Raw genomic sequence first — 15,504 nt, 5'->3', positions numbered from 1 at the left:
TCGCGGCCCCTTTTCGTTGTCAGCGCGGGATCGGGATCGGGATAGGGATCGGTGGCAGCAGCGGCGGTGGCGGCAGTCCCGGGATGCCCGGCGGCGGCGCGGCCGGGCCGGGCGGCGGCGCAGCCCGGACGGTGCCGTCGCTGATGTACAGCGTGATCACTGAGCCGGGGATGGCCGACCCGTTCGGCGCTGTGCCCATCACGGTGCCTTTGGGGCGATCGCCCGCGCCCGTGACCGGCGACACCTGGAAGCCCGCCGCTACCAGCTTGGCGGTCGCCTCGCCCTGGGGCATGCCGACCACGTCGGGTACCTGGGCGTTGTTCGCGCCGCGCACATACTTGTCGTCCAGCGGGGGCAGGCCCGGCGGCGGGAACAGCGGTATCACGGGTTTGATCGCGTTGAACCAGGTCCGCGCGGGCTCGTTACCACCGAACAGATTGCCGTCGCCGCAGTTGCGGAGCGGGAACGAGCAGATCTCGCCGGGTGTCGGGCTGTCGCCGTAGACGTAGACCGCGGCGGCCAGCGCATTGGTGAAGCCGAGGAAGGCCGAGGAGCGGTGACTCTCGGTGGTGCCGGTCTTGCCCGACATCGGGAGGTTCCAGCCCGCCGACTGGGCCGCGCCCGCCGCCGTGCCCGCCGTGTCGTCCTTGCTCATCGCGTTGGCCAAGGTGTTGGCCAGGCCCGGCTCGACGACCTGCTCGCAAGCCTGCTGGGTCAGCGGGACCTGCTTGCCCTGGCGGTCGATGACCTCTTTGATCGGGTTCGGCGGGCACCACCGGCCGCCCGAAGCCAGCGTCGCCGCGACGTTGGACAGCTCCAACGGGTTGATCGCCACCGGTCCCAGCGTGAACGAGCCGAGGTTCTGCCCCTTGATCATGTCGGCCAGGCTCTGGTTGCCGTGGCCCGAAGTGCCCGCTTCGGTGAACGAGCGCATGCCGAGCCGCACCGCCATGTCGACGGTCGGGGTGACCCCGACGGCCTGGATCAGCTTCACGAACGCGGTGTTGGGGGAGGTGGCCAGCGCCTCGGTCACCGACATGGGTGATTTGTACCGGCCCGCGTTCTCGACGCAGTAGGTGGCGGCCGGGCACCCGCGGGCGCCGCCGTTACCCATGCCCTTGGCCTCGAAGCGTCCGGGCACGTCGAGCTGGGCGTTGATACCGAGGCCTTTCTCCATGGCCGCGGCCGTGGTGAAGACCTTGAAGATGGAGCCCGCGCCGTCGCCGACCATGGAGTACGGCTGCGGCTGCACGGTCTCGCTCGCATCCCGGTTCAGGCCGTAGGTGCGGCTGCTGGCCATCGCGAGCACCGGATGCGTGTCCTGCCCCGGCGCGACGACGGACATGACCTCCGCGATGTTGTCCAGGTTCGGGTTCGCCGCCTCGGTCACCGCGCGTTTCACCGAGTCCTGCACGGCCGGATCGAGGGTGGTCCGGATCAGGTAGCCGCCCTTTTCGATCTGCTCGCGGCTGATGCCCGCGTTGGCCAGGTACTGCAGCGCGTAGTCGCAGAAGAAGCCGCGGTCGTTGGCGGCGATGCAGCCGCGCGGCAGGCCCTTGGGCTCCGGCAGCACGCCCAGCGGCTTGGTCTTCGCCTCGCGGAACTCCTCGGCGCGGCTGGGGATGTTCTGGATCATCGTGTCCAGCACCGTGTTGCGCCTGGCCAGCACGCCGTCCGGGTTGGTGTAGGGGTTCAGCTTGGACGAACTCTGCACCATGCCCGCGAGCATCGCGGCCTGCGAGACGTTCAGTTCGGCCGCGTCGACGCCGAAATAGGTCTTCGCGGCGTCCTGGATGCCGTAGGAGGAGTTACCGAACGGGACGAGGTTGAGGTACCTGGTGAGGATCTCGTCCTTGGTGAGCTCCCGGTCCAGCGTCAGCGCCATCCGGATCTCCCGGATCTTGCGGGCGGGAGTGGTCTCGATGGCGGCGCGGCGCTCGGCGTCGGTCTTGGCGACCACCAGCAGCTGGAAGTTCTTCACATACTGCTGATCCAGCGTCGACGCGCCCTGTTGGACCTCGCCGCTGGCGCTGTTGGTCAGGAACGCCCGCAGCGTGCCCTGCCAGTCGACGCCTTCGTGTTCGGCGAAGCGACGGTCCTCGATGGACACGATCGCCAGTTTCATGTCGTTGGAGATCCGGTCGCTTGGCACCTCGAATCGGCGCTGCTCGTAGAGCCAGGCGATCGGATTGCCCGCCGCGTCGACCATGGTCGAGACCGCGGGCACCGTTCCCTCGACCAGCTCCGCGGAGACGTTGTCGACGGCGTCGGCGGCGCGGTTGGAGACGAACCCGAAGCCGCCGGCGAGCGGGAACAACAACCCGGCGACGAGCACGGAGGCCAGCACGCAGCTGCCGGCCAGCCGCGCGAGCGTATGTGTGATCGGCACGAATCAAGACTACGGGTTGCCGTTCCAGCCTTCTTGGCGGCATTTGTCCGGAGCCCGGAACTGGTTGTTCGCGAACCGGAATGGGCGTGTCGCGCGATCAGGACCGGCGTGTCGCCGGAGGGCGCGCACGCAATCTGCCTGCCCGTCCAGTGCGCGCCCGGCTTTGCAGGGACGGACGTACCAAAAAATCTCGAGGTGGTCTTGCGCAAGCGCCATACCTTTACCTAGATTGAGAACTCAGTGTGATAGAGCTAACACTCAAAGTGGAATGTGGTGCACTTCGCAGCGGGGTTTGGGTGCTGCGCGGTGACAACGCGATTCTGGAGCGCCGTTGACGGTGTTCGGACTGCAAAGGGGCACACCAAATGCACATGACAACCCCCATCGCTCGATTGGACGTGGAGCAGGCCGAAGCAAGGATCGCCTGGGTAGCCCAGGCCCGATGCAAGGAAGTGGACCCCGATCAGTTGTTCGTGCGCGGCGCGGCCCAGCGCAAAGCGGCGACGATCTGCAGGCACTGTCCCGTGCTCATGCAGTGCGGTGCCGACGCGCTCGACAACCGGGTGGAGTTCGGTGTGTGGGGCGGCATGACGGAACGGCAGCGCCGCGCCTTGTTGAAGCAGCATCCGGAAGTGACCTCGTGGGCCGATTTCTTCCAGGCCCAGCGTCAGCATCAAGTGGCGATGTAGTCCCGCGAAATCGAAACGGAGCCCGCGCAAGCGGGCTCAGTTTCGTTTCAGGACCGATATTTCAGTTCGGAGCGATAGCGGATACGCCTAAGTATCAGGCGGTGGTGCGCGCTGTTCCGGCCAGCTGATCGCCGACGACACGCAGCGCGTCGAGGTCGGACACCTCGAACGGAAGCGCGGTCACCGAGACGATCGGCACGCGCGGATGCGCGCCCGTGAACCGATGCAGCAGATGCTGTTCCCGTTTGTCGGTGGCGACTCGGCGGGCGTGCACCCGCAACACCGCCGCGGTCAGCGGATCGGAGTCGGCCACCTGATCGGCGGCGGTGAGCGCGTGATCGGCCGACAGCGAGCTCAGCACCGGATGGGTGCGGTTGAGCACCAGCCCCGCCAGCGGCATGCGCTCGGTGGAGAGGCGGTCGACGAAGAACGAGGCTTCCCGCAGCGCGTCCGGTTCCGGCGCCGCCACCACCAGGAAGTGCGTGCCCGGCTTGGACAGCATCGCGAAGGTTCGCTCGGCGCGCTCCTGGAAGCCGCCGAACAGCGACTCCAAGGATTGCAGGAAATCCGACGCGTCCTTGAGCATCTGCCCCCCGACGACCGTGGACACCCCGCGCACCGCCAGGCTCATCGCGCCGGTCACGATCCGGGTCACGCCGCGGCCGGGCGCCATGATCACCCGGATCATGCGGCCGTTGAGGAAGTTGCCCAGCCGCTTGGGCGCGTCGAGGAAGTCAAGGGCGTTGCGCGAAGGCGGGGTGTCGACCACGATCAGGTCCCACTCGCCTCGGTGGGCCAGCTGGCCGAGCTTCTCCATCGCCATGTACTCCTGCGTTCCGCCGAAGGAGGAGGCGACCGTCTGATAGAAGGGGTTGGCGAAGATCTGCTGCGCTTTCTCCGCGCTGGTGTGCTCGAGCACCATGTCGTCGAACGTGCGACGCATATTGAGCATCATCGCGTGCAGCTCGCCCTTGGCCTCCGGACCCAGCGCCACCCGCTGCGGATTGTTGCCGAGGTCGGCGACGCCCAGTGACTGAGCCAGCCTGCGCGCGGGGTCGATGGTCAGCACCACGACCTTGCGGCCCTGCTCGGCGGCGCGCAGCGCGAGGGCGGCGGCGGTGGTCGTCTTGCCGACGCCGCCGGAGCCGCAGCAGACCACCACGCGGGCGGACGGGTCGGCGATGATCCGCGATATATCCAGCGGGGCAGCCGTGGCGGGGTGGGTCGGCGTGCTCATCGGACTCCCTGGGCGGTGAGGTGTTCGGCTAGCTCGTACAGTCCACCCAGATCCATTCCGTCGGGGAGGGCGGGCAGGTAGAGCCGGGAGATGTCGACCTTGGCCAATTCCTCGGCGCTGTCGTCCTGTGCTTGCAGCGTGGCCGAGTGTTCGACCGTCTCGGTGAGCAGGCCCTGGAAGTCGCTGTCGGCGAGAGCGATCCCGGCGGAGTCCAGGCCCGCGCGGATCGCGTCGGCGTCCAGATCACCGGTGGCGGCTCGGGCGCGCAGTTCCGGCGGGAGCTGTCCTTCGGTCGCCCGGTTCACGATGACGGTGCCGATGCGCAGGTCCGCGGCGGTGAGCTCGGCGACGGCGTCGGCGGTTTCCTGCACCGGCAGCGCCTCCAGCAGCGTGACCAGATGGATCATGGTCTGGTCGGAGTGCAGCAGCTGGGAGACGCCCTCGGCCTGCGAGGCGATCGGACCGCCCTTGGCCACCTCCGCCATGGCCTTGGTGACGTCGAGGAAGCCTGCGATCCGCCCGGTGGGCGGTGCGTCGACCACGATCTCGTCGTAGACCCGCTTGCCGGACTTGTCCACGCGAACCGCGCATTCCTTGATCTTGCCGGTCAGGATGACGTCGCGCAGACCGGGCGCGATCGTGGTGACGAACTCGATGGCGCCCATCCTGCGCATCGCGCGGCCGGCGAAGCCGAGGTTGTAGAACATGTCGAGGTATTCGAGGAAGGCGTGCTCGATGTCCAGCGCCAGCGCGACCACTTCGCCTCCGCCGTCGGCCGTGGCGATCCGTGTCTCGGTCGGCGGCAGCGGCGGCAGGTCGAACAGCTGCGCGATGGACTGTCTGCTCTCCACCTCGACCAGCAGCACCCGGCGCCCGCCCGCGGCGAGCGCGAGCGCCAGCGCCGCGGCGACCGTCGACTTGCCCGTGCCTCCCTTGCCGGAGACATAGTGCAAGCGGGCCTGTTCAGCGCGCTTCGGCCACCTTGCGTCCGCTCCCGGCTCCGCCGAAAGCGGCACTGCTGTTGGTACTCCCACGCTCGCGAGCCTATAACTGGTCCGCTATCCCGGGGCACCGGCCGTACCAGACGGGTGCGCGCCACACCGCGCGAAACCACGGCCCACCCCGCCCATGCGGCTGCGCCCCCACGCGTCCAGCGCACCTGCACCCCCGGTTCGGAGGTCCGCAAACCGTGTCCGGCCGCCGTGCCCGACCTTGCCGCCTCGACGCCGACCCAGCTCGGCTATCCGGTCGATCGGTACGGCCAGGCGGCACAAGATGGGCAATGGCAACCGCAGGCGGCCCCGCACCATGCGGCAGAACGCCCGGTGCCCTCGGCTGGCGCGGCTGCACAGCTCACGCGCTCAGCGCACCCGAACTGCCGGTTTCGAGTGAGGCGAGACCGACCTTGTGCGGTTCGCGGTGCGGCTCGCGTCGGCCGATTCCGTTCGTCGGTCGCGAGCTCTCTTCGCGCCGTGCTTTGTAACAGTGGTGCCTCGCCTGACGCGCCCAGCGCACCCCAGCTCCTGGTTTCGAGCGAAGCGAGACCGCGCCTGTTCCGTTCGCGGCCCGGCTCGCGTTTGCGCGGCCCGCCGCGTACGCGACGAAGGAGCAAGCGGTGGTCGCGCAAACGCGAGCCACCAGGGGGCCGCGAACACGCCGCGACGCAGTCGCGGCAATTAGACACAGCTACGCTCTCGCACATGAGTGAGATGAGTGAGACGACCGTGTGGGAGTACGCCACCGTGCCGCTGCTGACGCATGCGACGAAGCAGATTCTCGACCAGTGGGGAGCCGACGGCTGGGAGCTGGTCACCGTGCTGCCCGGTCCGACCGGCGAGCAGCACGTCGCCTACCTCAAGCGGCGCAAGTAGAAGGAGGGCGAGCGCAGTGACCCAGTGGGAGAAGAACCTCGCCGAGCTCGGAATCACCCTGCCCCCGGTCGTGCCCCCGGTCGCGGCCTACGTTCCCGCGATCCGCACCGGGTCGCTCGTCTACACCTCCGGTCAACTGCCGTTCGTGGACGGCGAGCTGTCCGCGGTCGGCAAGGTCGGCGCGGAGGTCTCCATCGAGGAGGCGAAGGAGGCTGCCTGGCTGTGTGCGCTGAACGCGCTGGCCGCGGTGCACGATCTGGTCGGGCTCGACGCGGTGGTGCGGATCGTCAAGGTGGTCGGGTTCGTCGCCTCGGCACCGGGATTCGGCGATCAACCGGTGGTGATCAACGGCGCGTCGGAGTTCCTCGGCCGGGTCTTCGGTGACGCGGGCAAGCACGCGCGCTCGGCGGTCGGCGTTTCCGAACTTCCCCGTAATACTCCGGTCGAAGTCGAACTGATCGCCGAGGTGCGCTAGACCGGAACTGTCGGCTCCGTTTCTATCCGAGGTTTGCGATGACGTTGACACACCCCGCCTACGGGCAGCTCCGGCAGGTCACCGAGACGGCGGCGGTGCTACTCGCCGACAATCCGGGACGAATGACCTTGGAAGGAACGAACACTTGGATCCTGCGCGCGCCGGGAGCACCGGACTGTGTGGTGGTGGACCCGGGGCCGAAGGACAAGGCGCATGCGGCCGCGATCGCCGAGGCCACCGGCGGCCGGATCGCGCTCACCTTGATCACCCACCGGCATCACGATCACACCGGCGGCATCGATCGGCTGGTCGAGCAGACCGGGACGCCGGTGCGCGCCAAGGAGGCCGGTTTCCTGCGCGGTGCGGACGCCCCTCTGGTGGACGGCGAGGTTATCGAGGCGGCCGGCCTGCGGATCACCGTGCTGCACACGCCGGGTCACACCGGTGATTCGCTGAGTTTCCTCCTCGATGACGCGGTGCTGACCGGCGACACCATCCTCGGCGCGGGCACCACCGTGCTGGATTCCAGCGACGGCACGCTGGCCGACTACCTCTCCTCGCTGGACCGGCTGGTCGAGGTCGGCAAGGGCCGGGCGTTGCTGCCCGCCCACGGCCCGGACCACCCGGATCTGGAGCCGGTCGCCCGCTACTACATCGCGCATCGGCACGAGCGCCTCGACCAGGTGCGCGAAGCGCTGCGGGCGCTCGGTTCGGACGCGGGCGCGATGTCGGTCGTGCGCCGCGTCTACGCCGATGTGGACAAGCGGCTGTGGCCCGCGGCGCGCAGTTCGGTGCAGGCGCAGCTGGACTATCTGCGCGTGCACGGTTAGCCGGAACGACGGAACGCCGGGTTCAGTGGAGCGCTGAACCCGGCGTTGTGCCGTCGGAGACGTTACCGGGCGCGACGCGCCAGACGCTCGGAGTCGGAGATGAGCACGCTCTTGCCCTCCAGCCGCAGCCAGCCGCGATGCGCGAAGTCGGCGAGCGCCTTGTTCACGGTCTCGCGGGAGGCGCCGACCAGCTGGGCGATCTCCTCCTGGGTCAGGTCGTGGGTGACCCGCAGCGCGCCCGCCTCCTGGGTGCCGAAGCGCTGAGCGAGCTGCAGCAGCGCCTTCGCGACCCGGCCGGGGACGTCGGTGAAGATCAGGTCGGCCAGGTTGTTGTTGGTCCGGCGCAGGCGGCGGGCGAGAACGCGCAGCAACTGCTCGGCGATCTCGGGCCGTTGGTCGATCCAGGTCTTGAGGGCGTCGCGGTCCATCGTCACCGCACGCACCTCGGTCACCGTGGTGGCGGTGGAGGTGCGCGGGCCGGGGTCGAAGATCGACAGCTCGCCGAACATGTCGGACGGGCCCATGATGGTCAGCAGATTCTCGCGGCCGTCGGGCGAGCGGCGTCCGATCTTCACCTTGCCGGACGTGATGATGTACAGCCGGTCGCCCGGCTCGCCCTCGTTGAAGATGACGTGACCGCGCGGGAAATCCACCGGCTGAAGTTGTTTGGCGAGGGCGGCCACCGCAGTGGGCTCGACGCCCTGGAAGATGCCTGCTCTGGCGAGGGCCTCGTCCACGAATGTGCTCCTTATGGGAAATGGCTCTGTACCGGACCGAAGCGACTCGGCCAACAGCGCAGTCTACGCGGCGTCACTACAGCGTAGTGACGGACACCACGTAACGGGTGGATTGCGCGGCGCTCGGGCCGGGTCAGCTCGCGCGGGCCACGTCCATCTCCTCGCCGCGCGAGCGGCGCCTGCGCATCCGGGCCACGGCAGCGGGCAGACCGAGCTTCGTCAGCTCTTTCACCTCGGCGTTACTTGCCTTGTCCAGGTACTGCTGAACCTCTTCGTCGGGTTCGAGAAGCTTGCGGAGCCGATTCTCGACCCGCTCCATACCCAGTGCGAACAGCATCAGCACCACTGGGAAGAGCACCACAGCGAGTCCTTGCATGACGAGCAGTAAACACCGTCGAGGTCTCAGATGGAACACGGCAACTGAACTGGAAGGGCAACGTTGTCTGCCGGTTCCGTATGGTGGACGCGTGCGCGTCTCCCCCTCCACCGCCTCCGGGAACGGGCTTCCGCCCGGCTCCGAGCCCTCCGAAACGCCGCAGGCCGCCGCCGCGGCTCCGCAACGGAAAACCAGGGCGCGACAGGCGGAAACCCGGCTCGGGCTGGTCCGCCGTGCGCGCCGGATGAACCGCGAGCTGGCGACCGCTTTCCCCGATGCGCACTGTGAGCTGGATTTCACCACACCGCTCGAATTGGCGGTGGCCACAATACTTTCGGCGCAGTGCACCGACGAGCGGGTGAATCTCACCACGCCTGCCCTGTTCGCCCGGTATCCGGACGCCCGCGCCTATGCCGAGGCAAACCGCGCGGAGCTGGAGGAATACATCCGGCCGACCGGCTTCTTCCGGAACAAAGCGTCCTCGCTGATCGGGCTCGGCCAAGCGTTGCTGGAACGTCACGACGGTGAGTTGCCTCACACCCTGACCGAACTCGTGCAACTGCCCGGCATCGGGCGCAAGACCGCCAACGTCATCCTCGGCAACGCGTTCGGCGTGCCCGGCATCACGGTCGACACTCATTTCGGCAGGCTGGTCCGTCGCTGGGGCTGGACCGACGAGGAAGATCCGGTCAAGGTCGAGCACATCGTCGGCGCCCTGATCGAGCGCAAGGAATGGACGATGCTCTCGCACCGGGTGATCTTCCACGGACGGCGCGTCTGCCATTCCCGCAAGCCCGCGTGCGGCGCGTGCGTCCTGGTCAAAGACTGCCCGTCGTTCGGGATCGGGCCCACCGATCCGGAGACGGCGGCCAAGCTGGTGAAGGGGCCGGAGCGGGACCACCTGCTCGAGCTGGTGGGCCGGTGAGTTCGGAGCCCTCGGGCCGAAGGAGTGCGGGAAATGCGTGGCGCTGGGCGCTTGCCGGTCTGATCGTGGTGGTGGCGCTGGCGGTCGCGGTGTGGCCGCGCGGGGAGGACGAGCCGCAGGCGCCGCAGTCTTCTCCCGTCTCCTCCGGGGTTTCCGATGACTTGCGCGCTGCCGCACGTTTGCCGGATTGCCCGACCGGCGCCGCGAACGGGAGCGGCCCGCTGGCCGGGATAACCGTGGAATGCCTGGCGAACGGCCGGTCGCTGGATCTGGCCGCCGCGCTGGCGGGCAAACCCGCCCTGCTGAACTTGTGGGCCTACTGGTGCGCACCGTGCGCCCAGGAGTTGCCGTATTTGCAGCAATACGCCCAACGCGCGGGGAACGCGATTACCGTGCTGACCGTGCACAGCGACCCTGATGAAGCCAAAGCACTGTCCCGGCTGCGTGGACTGGATGTGCGGTTGCCCGGCGTGCTCGACGCCGACGCGCGAGTGCGCACGGCGGTCGGCGCCCCGGCGGTGCTGCCGATCTCGGTGCTGGTGCGCGCCGACGGCTCGGTCGCCGATGTCGTCGTGCGGGCATTCGACGGGGTGGATGACATCGCGGATACGGTCGCGGGCAAGCTCGGAGTAGCCGCGTGACAATGCGGGTGGATGATTCGATGGTGGAGGTGACGGTGCGGGCGTGCACGCGGGTCGGTGGGCGAATGCGCGGGGGAGGTGCGCGATGACCATCGAGATGCCGCCCGACATCCCGGGTTGGCTGACTCGCTCGGCCGAACCGGCCACCGACAGCGCCGACACCCTGACCAGAGCGCGTGCGCTGCGTCGCGCCATGACCGTGACCTCCACGCCGCGGCAAGCGGCCGTGCTCGTGCTGTTCGGCGGCTCACCCCAGCCGGATCCGGCTGCGCCCGGCGGACTGCCCGCCGATGCGGAGGTGCTGCTGACCCAGCGCGCCTCCACCATGCGCCAGCATCGTGGCCAAGTGGCTTTCCCCGGCGGTGCGATGGATTCGGGCGACGCCGGTCCGATCGATACCGCGCTGCGGGAAGCGTGCGAAGAGACCGGCCTCGATCGGTCCGGCGTGGAACCGTTCGCGGTGCTGCCACAAATGTTCGTGCCGGTGTCCCGCTTCGACGTGACGCCGGTTCTCGCGTACTGGCGCACGCCCGGCGCGGTGCGGGTGGTCGACGAGAGCGAGACCGAGCGGGTCGTGCGCGTCCCGCTCGCGCAACTGCTGGATCCGGCCAACCGCTTCGTGGTCCGCAGCCACCTCGGGTATCAGAGCCCGGCGTTCCAGGTGGACGGGATGCTGGTCTGGGGCCTCACCGCAGGCATCCTCGCCGGGATCAGCAAGGCCTCCGGCTGGGATCGCGAGTGGGATCACGAGGACGTCCGTGACCTGGAGACCGCACTTGCCGCCGTGGGGATGACGTTATGAGCTCGTCGGCCTGGCTCGACATCGCCGTCGTGCTGCTGGCGCTGCTGGCTGCCTCCTCCGGGTGGCGGCAGGGCGCGGTGGCCTCCGCGCTGGCCTTCCTCGGCGTCGTGCTCGGCGCGGTCGCGGGCATCCTGATCGCGCCGCACATCCTGGTGCACGTCGACGAGGGCCGCACCCGGGTGCTCACCGGCGTGCTGCTCATCGTGATGCTGGTGATCGTCGGCGAAGTGGCGGGCATGGTGCTGGGGCGCGCCGCGCGCAGCGGCATGCGTCATCCGTTCACGCGCAGTGTGGACAGTGCGGTGGGCGCGGTGCTGCAGGCGGTCGCCGTGCTGGTCACCGCGTGGCTGCTGGCGCTGCCGCTGGCCACCTCGTCGCAGCCGGCCATCGCGACCGCGATCAACGGCTCGCGGGTGCTCGCCGACGTCAACGATGTCGCGCCGAACTGGCTGCGCAAGCTGCCCAACGAGTTCTCCAAACTGCTCAACACCTCCGGCCTGCCGGATGTGATCGGGCCGTTCGGCCGGGCGCCGATCGCGGCCGTGGAGCCGCCGGATGCGAGCGTGCTGGCCAGCCCGGTCGCCGCCTCGTTGCAACAGAGTGTGCTGCGCATCCGCGGTGTCGCCCCGAGTTGCCAGCGGGCGCTGGAGGGCTCGGGTTTCGTGATCGCGCCCGAGCGCGTGATGACCAACGCCCACGTCGTCGCGGGCACCACGAGCGTCGATGTGGACACGGCCAGCGGTTCGCTGCCTGCCTCAGTGGTGCTCTTCGACCCGTTCACGGATGTCGCGGTGCTCGCGGTGCCCGGACTCACCGCTCCGGTCGTTCCCCAGGCGCCTGCGCCTGCCCGTACCGGCGACAGCGCCATCGTGCTCGGCTACCCGGGAGGCGGCCGGTACACCGCGAGCGCGGCTCGCATACGCGAGACCCTGGATCTGACCGGCCCGAACATCTATCGTGACGGCACGGTCAAGCGTGAGGTGTACACGGTGCGCGGGCTCGTCCAAGCAGGCAATTCCGGTGGGCCACTGGTGGATACCGAGGGGCAGGTCCTCGGAGTGGTCTTCGGTGCGGCGGTGACCGACAACGACACCGGTTATGTCCTCACGCTCAACGAAGTCCGTTCCGAACTCGCCGCTTCGCAGCGTTCCGACGCTCCGGTGGCGACCGGAGCGTGCGTACTCAGCTGATCCGGCGCGTGCTTGTAGTGAGCAGCGCGACCCCGGCCACGCAACTGCGTGGCCGGGGCACTCCCGGCCGCTCAGGCGAGCAGCTTGGACAGTTCCTTCGTCACGGCGTCCGGGTTCTCCTGGTGTGCGAAGTGCCCGGCCGCCGGGATGCCGGCCAGCCGCCGTTCCGGCGACAGATGCGGGTCGCGGCGGAAGGTCCCCGGCAGCACGTAGGGGTCCAGTTCGCCGCGCATGGCCAGTACCGGGATGTGGACGGGTTCGCGCATGGTCGCCATGAACCGGCGACCGTCCGGACGCCACTGACTGCGGAAGGCCCAGCGCTGGTACTCCAGCGCACAATGCGCGGCGCCGGGAATCCGGATCGCCGAACGCATCCGCTGTGCGGTGTCGACGAATTCGGCGGTGCCCGCCCATCCCGCGCTCACCCGCACGCGCAACAGCCGTTCGACCTCGAAGCCGTCGGCGGTGGTCAGCAAGTGCTCGCCGTACCAGGGGGGCTGGTAGCGGAGGAAGTTCGGCAGCCAGGCCGCGCGTTGGCGGCGGTTGCGCAGCACGGAACTCTTCAGCGCCGACGGATGCGGCGAGCCGACCAGGGCGATCGAGCGAACCAGGCGTGGATGCAGCACCGCGGTGGTCCAGCAGACCAGTCCACCTTCGGCGTGCCCTGCCAGCGTCGCCTCGGTGTAGCCGAGCGCCCGGATGAGCCCGGCGACGTCACCGGCGAGCGTCCAGCCGTCGTAACCGCGCGGCGGCTTGTCGCTGTCGCCGTAGCCGCGCAGGTCGACGGCCACGGCGCGGTAGCCGAGTTCGGCCAGACCGGTCAATTGGTGCCGCCAGGACCACCAGAAGTCCGCGAAACCGTGCAGCAGCACGACCAGCGGCGCATCGGACCGCTCCGGCGCCGCGTCCACGACGTGGAATCGAATGCCGTTGGCGTGCACGTCCCGATGTGTCCACGGTCCGTCGTAACGGACGCTGGACGGATCCGGAAGCAAGTTCGCCGACACGCCGATCGAGCCTAGTAGCCGCCGTACCGGCTCGTGCAGGCGCGCCTAGGAAGCCGGCTTCTGCAGCGCGGGACGGTCCTCGTGCGCGGCCGGGCCCAAGCCGTGCGGCAGCACCGCGCGCGCCTGCTTGAGCGAGTCGATCGTCTTCTCCGGAGCGCGCAGTTTCTTCACTCGCCGGTAGCCGAGGAACGCCAGCGCCGCGGTGGCCACGACCATCAGCAGGAAGACGATCAGGAAGGCGGCCCAGCGGGCCAGCCACACGTCGAGCAGTTCGCCGAGGAAGAAGAAAAAGAAGAAGGTGCTGAACAGCAGCACGGTGAGCGCGAGGATGAAGTAGACGCTGCCCTGCAGGCCCTTCTTGATCTCCCCGGTGACCTCGGCCTTGGCCAGTTCGACCTCGGCGCGGACCAGGGTGGACATCTGCTCGGCGGCGTCGCGGACCAGGGTTCCGAAGCTCGCCGAGCCGAGCGGATCGGCGTCCGTGAGGGGAATGGAGGTGACCGTACGACCGCGCTCCGCGTCGCTCCCGTTACCGCCGTGGTTGAAACTCACTTGGTCGACCCTTCTCCCTGTCCCGGCACTGCTTCAACTCCCGTTCGATCGGCGGCGCTCCCGGTGCCCTCCGTGGTCACGCAGGCTACCGCCTCCGGGCGGATCGCTCGCGCCGCCATGTTGTTCACGTTCTAGCGCACGGGCGTCCCGCCGAGCCTGGTGGACACGCCCACGCCGCAACAGTAGCGCCGAACCGGCGAGCGACGCCGCCAATGATGTGACCAACACGGCGGCCTTCGCCAACTCGACGGCCGACCCGTCCGCGACATCGGCGAGCGCGAGTTCCGCCACGAGAAGGCTAACCGTGAAGCCGATCGCGCCGAGCACCGACAGGGCGAACATGTCCCGCCAGCCGAGTTCGGCGGGACGCGTCGCCACGCCCAAGCGGATTGCCACCCAGCTCATCCCGAAGATGCCGAGGGGTTTGCCGACCAGGAGGCCGAGAATCACGGCGAGCGCGAGCCGGTCGGTGGCGAGCTCACCGAAGACTTTGGTGTTCAGCGGGACTCCGGAGGCGAACAGGGCGAACAGCGGAACGCACAATCCGGCGGAGACCGGCTGGAAGAGGTGCTCGAGCCGGGTGGCGGGGGCCTCTCGCTCACCGGGATCCGGACGCACCCGGGTGAGCAGGCCGAGCGCGACGCCGGCCAGGGTGGGATGGATGCCCGCCTCGTGCAGCGCGTACCAGGACAGCAACGCCAGCGGGACGTACAGCAACGGCGTGCCGATGCGCGCCCGTTGTCCCAGCGCCCACCCGGCGAAGCACGCCGCGGCCACGAGCAACCACAGCAGCGACACCGCCGCGGTGAACAACACCGCGATCAGGACGATCGCCATGAGGTCGTCGACCACGGCCAGACTGAGCAGGAAGACGCGTGCGCCCGTGGGGATGCGCGAACCGGTCATGGCGAGCACGGCGAGCGCGAACGCGATGTCGGTGGCGACGGGGATGGCCCAGCCGCGCTCCATACCGGGCAGGCCGAAGCCGACGACCGCCGCGATCAGCGCGGGGGTCACCACGCCACCGATCGCCGCGATGACCGGCAGCGTGGCGCGCCTGCGATCGGCGAGTTCGCCGACCACCAGCTCGCGTTTGAGTTCCAGCCCGGCGACGAAGAAGAACACCGCGAGCAGACCGTCCGCGGTCCAGTCCGCCAGGGTCAGTTCCAGGTGCAGCGGCGGGATCGCGACGACCGTCTCGGTCATCGTCAGATAGCTCGCGCCCCACGGCGAGTTCACCCAGAGCAACGCGGTCGCCGCCGCGATCAGAAGCAATGTGCCGCCGACGGTTTCCGTGCGGAGGTAGCGGGACAGTTCCGAGCGCACTTGCGTGATCACGGGAAACCTTTCGGGCGGCGGGTGGGGCACCGCGGCGGCACACCCACCGGAGACTGCTCGACGGGTGCACAACCGCACGCCGACCAGACTTCCCGGCACACCTCACGCAATCTTAATGGGTGCGGCCGACGACGGATCCCGTCACCGGCCGCGTCCGGCGCTGAGGGTCAGCCTTTGCCCGCCCGGATCGCCTCGAAGACGCTCGGGTCGACGAGGGTGGAGGTGTCGCCGAGTTCGCGTCCTTCGGCGACGTCGCGTAGGAGGCGGCGCATGATTTTGCCGCTGCGGGTTTTGGGGAGTTCGGGGACGATGTGGATCTCGCGGGGTTTGGCGATGGGGCTGATTTCGCGGGCGACTTCGGCTTTGAGGTCGTCGATGAGCGCGGTGCCCGTGTCTTGTGCTCCGGCGGTGAGGATGACGAAGGCGACGATGCCTTGGCCGGTGG

17 protein-coding genes are annotated in these 15,504 nt (G+C 69.0%); 8 read left to right on the top strand and 9 right to left on the bottom strand.

Translation table 11 applies throughout. The features are described from left to right. Positions 1-19 precede the first annotated feature (19 nt). Positions 20-2,389: a penicillin-binding protein gene (locus tag GVY64_RS21920; RefSeq protein WP_159844392.1), complete on the bottom strand. Its 2,370-nt coding sequence runs from the start codon at positions 2,387-2,389 to the stop codon at positions 20-22. Positions 2,390-2,754: 365 nt separating this feature from the next. Between GVY64_RS21920 and GVY64_RS21915 the strand changes: the two genes are divergently transcribed. Further along, positions 2,755-3,078 carry a WhiB family transcriptional regulator gene (locus GVY64_RS21915; protein WP_014981178.1) on the top strand — a complete coding sequence of 108 codons (324 nt, stop codon included), beginning with the start codon at positions 2,755-2,757 and terminating at the stop codon, positions 3,076-3,078. 94 nt (positions 3,079-3,172) lie between these two features. Here the strand turns inward: GVY64_RS21915 and GVY64_RS21910 are convergent, their stop codons facing one another. Together GVY64_RS21910 and GVY64_RS21905 are read right to left on the bottom strand one after the other, a co-directional pair. Then, a complete protein-coding gene (locus GVY64_RS21910; RefSeq protein WP_159844390.1) occupies positions 3,173-4,315 on the bottom strand; it encodes an ArsA family ATPase in 1,143 nt (380 codons plus the stop codon). Further along, on the bottom strand, positions 4,312-5,331 hold the full coding sequence (locus tag GVY64_RS21905; protein WP_159844803.1) for an ArsA family ATPase: 1,020 nt from the start codon (positions 5,329-5,331) through the stop codon (positions 4,312-4,314). Before GVY64_RS21905 ends, GVY64_RS21910 begins: the two co-directional genes overlap by 4 nt. 693 nt (positions 5,332-6,024) lie before the next feature. On the opposite strand from GVY64_RS21905, the gene GVY64_RS21900 reads away from it, so the two are divergent. Genes GVY64_RS21900 through GVY64_RS21890 form a run of 3 tightly spaced genes read left to right on the top strand, consistent with a single transcriptional unit; the run spans position 6,025 to position 7,491 of the window. Next, positions 6,025-6,186 carry a DUF4177 domain-containing protein gene (locus GVY64_RS21900; RefSeq protein WP_159844800.1) on the top strand — a complete coding sequence of 54 codons (162 nt, stop codon included), beginning with the start codon at positions 6,025-6,027 and terminating at the stop codon, positions 6,184-6,186. A 16-nt stretch (positions 6,187-6,202) separates the two neighbouring features. After that, positions 6,203-6,661, top strand: coding sequence for a RidA family protein (locus GVY64_RS21895; protein WP_201298121.1), 459 nt, complete (start codon positions 6,203-6,205; stop codon positions 6,659-6,661). 38 nt (positions 6,662-6,699) lie between these two features. Then, positions 6,700-7,491, top strand: coding sequence for an MBL fold metallo-hydrolase (locus GVY64_RS21890; protein WP_159844386.1), 792 nt, complete (start codon positions 6,700-6,702; stop codon positions 7,489-7,491). 62 nt (positions 7,492-7,553) lie between these two features. Here GVY64_RS21890 and GVY64_RS21885 read toward each other — a convergent pair whose 3' ends face one another. Both GVY64_RS21885 and GVY64_RS21880 read right to left on the bottom strand, forming a co-directional pair. Then, a complete protein-coding gene (locus GVY64_RS21885) occupies positions 7,554-8,228 on the bottom strand; it encodes a Crp/Fnr family transcriptional regulator (protein WP_039794544.1) in 675 nt (224 codons plus the stop codon). 133 nt (positions 8,229-8,361) lie between these two features. Continuing rightward, positions 8,362-8,604 (bottom strand): hypothetical protein, encoded by a 243-nt coding sequence (locus GVY64_RS21880; protein WP_228829512.1) that lies wholly within the window; start codon positions 8,602-8,604, stop codon positions 8,362-8,364. Between the two features lie 223 nt (positions 8,605-8,827). Here GVY64_RS21880 and nth point away from each other — a divergent pair, with 223 nt between their 5' ends. The 4 genes from nth (at position 8,828) to GVY64_RS21860 (ending at position 12,162) form a co-directional block, all read left to right on the top strand. Then, on the top strand, positions 8,828-9,529 hold the full coding sequence (gene nth / locus GVY64_RS21875; protein ID WP_236567067.1) for an endonuclease III: 702 nt from the start codon (positions 8,828-8,830) through the stop codon (positions 9,527-9,529). Continuing rightward, positions 9,526-10,170 (top strand): TlpA family protein disulfide reductase, encoded by a 645-nt coding sequence (locus GVY64_RS21870; RefSeq protein WP_236567050.1) that lies wholly within the window; start codon positions 9,526-9,528, stop codon positions 10,168-10,170. Before nth ends, GVY64_RS21870 begins: the two co-directional genes overlap by 4 nt. An 85-nt stretch (positions 10,171-10,255) precedes the next feature. Then, positions 10,256-10,972, top strand: coding sequence for an NUDIX hydrolase (locus tag GVY64_RS21865; RefSeq protein WP_201298106.1), 717 nt, complete (start codon positions 10,256-10,258; stop codon positions 10,970-10,972). Beyond that, positions 10,969-12,162 (top strand): MarP family serine protease, encoded by a 1,194-nt coding sequence (locus tag GVY64_RS21860; RefSeq protein ID WP_159844384.1) that lies wholly within the window; start codon positions 10,969-10,971, stop codon positions 12,160-12,162. The genes GVY64_RS21865 and GVY64_RS21860 overlap by 4 nt, the downstream gene beginning before the upstream one ends. Positions 12,163-12,233: 71 nt before the next feature. On the opposite strand, the gene GVY64_RS21855 is transcribed toward GVY64_RS21860, so the two are convergent. The 4 genes from GVY64_RS21855 to GVY64_RS21840 form a co-directional block, all read right to left on the bottom strand. Further along, complete coding sequence (locus GVY64_RS21855; RefSeq protein WP_159844382.1) at positions 12,234-13,169, bottom strand: alpha/beta fold hydrolase; 936 nt, start codon at positions 13,167-13,169, stop codon at positions 12,234-12,236. A gap of 45 nt (positions 13,170-13,214) precedes the next feature. Continuing rightward, a complete protein-coding gene (locus GVY64_RS21850) occupies positions 13,215-13,721 on the bottom strand; it encodes a phage holin family protein (RefSeq protein ID WP_159844380.1) in 507 nt (168 codons plus the stop codon). 33 nt (positions 13,722-13,754) lie between these two features. Then, complete coding sequence (nhaA, locus tag GVY64_RS21845; RefSeq protein WP_442939614.1) at positions 13,755-15,059, bottom strand: Na+/H+ antiporter NhaA; 1,305 nt, start codon at positions 15,057-15,059, stop codon at positions 13,755-13,757. A gap of 167 nt (positions 15,060-15,226) precedes the next feature. Continuing rightward, a partial coding sequence (locus tag GVY64_RS21840) for an AMP-binding enzyme (RefSeq protein ID WP_442939613.1) occupies positions 15,227-15,504 on the bottom strand: 278 nt, incomplete at its 5' end.

Origin of the sequence: Nocardia sp. CY41, assembly GCF_009829325.1 — a bacterium.
Lineage (GTDB): Bacteria > Actinomycetota > Actinomycetes > Mycobacteriales > Mycobacteriaceae > Nocardia.
Note: the sequence above shows the minus strand (reverse complement) of the source record. Positions and strands in the feature narration are given on the sequence as shown.

What these genes read in the sequence shown, in the direction of transcription:
- GVY64_RS21860 (WP_159844384.1), top strand. Translation starts at nt 10,969, where the DNA reads ATGAGCTCGTCGGCCTGGCTCGACATCGCCGTCGTGCTGCTGGCGCTG.
- GVY64_RS21880 (WP_228829512.1), bottom strand. Translation starts at nt 8,604, where the DNA reads ATGCAAGGACTCGCTGTGGTGCTCTTCCCAGTGGTGCTGATGCTGTTC.
- GVY64_RS21890 (WP_159844386.1), top strand. Translation starts at nt 6,700, where the DNA reads ATGACGTTGACACACCCCGCCTACGGGCAGCTCCGGCAGGTCACCGAG.
- GVY64_RS21865 (WP_201298106.1), top strand. Translation starts at nt 10,256, where the DNA reads ATGACCATCGAGATGCCGCCCGACATCCCGGGTTGGCTGACTCGCTCG.
- GVY64_RS21900 (WP_159844800.1), top strand. Translation starts at nt 6,025, where the DNA reads ATGAGTGAGACGACCGTGTGGGAGTACGCCACCGTGCCGCTGCTGACG.
- GVY64_RS21910 (WP_159844390.1), bottom strand. Translation starts at nt 4,315, where the DNA reads ATGAGCACGCCGACCCACCCCGCCACGGCTGCCCCGCTGGATATATCG.
- GVY64_RS21915 (WP_014981178.1), top strand. Translation starts at nt 2,755, where the DNA reads ATGCACATGACAACCCCCATCGCTCGATTGGACGTGGAGCAGGCCGAA.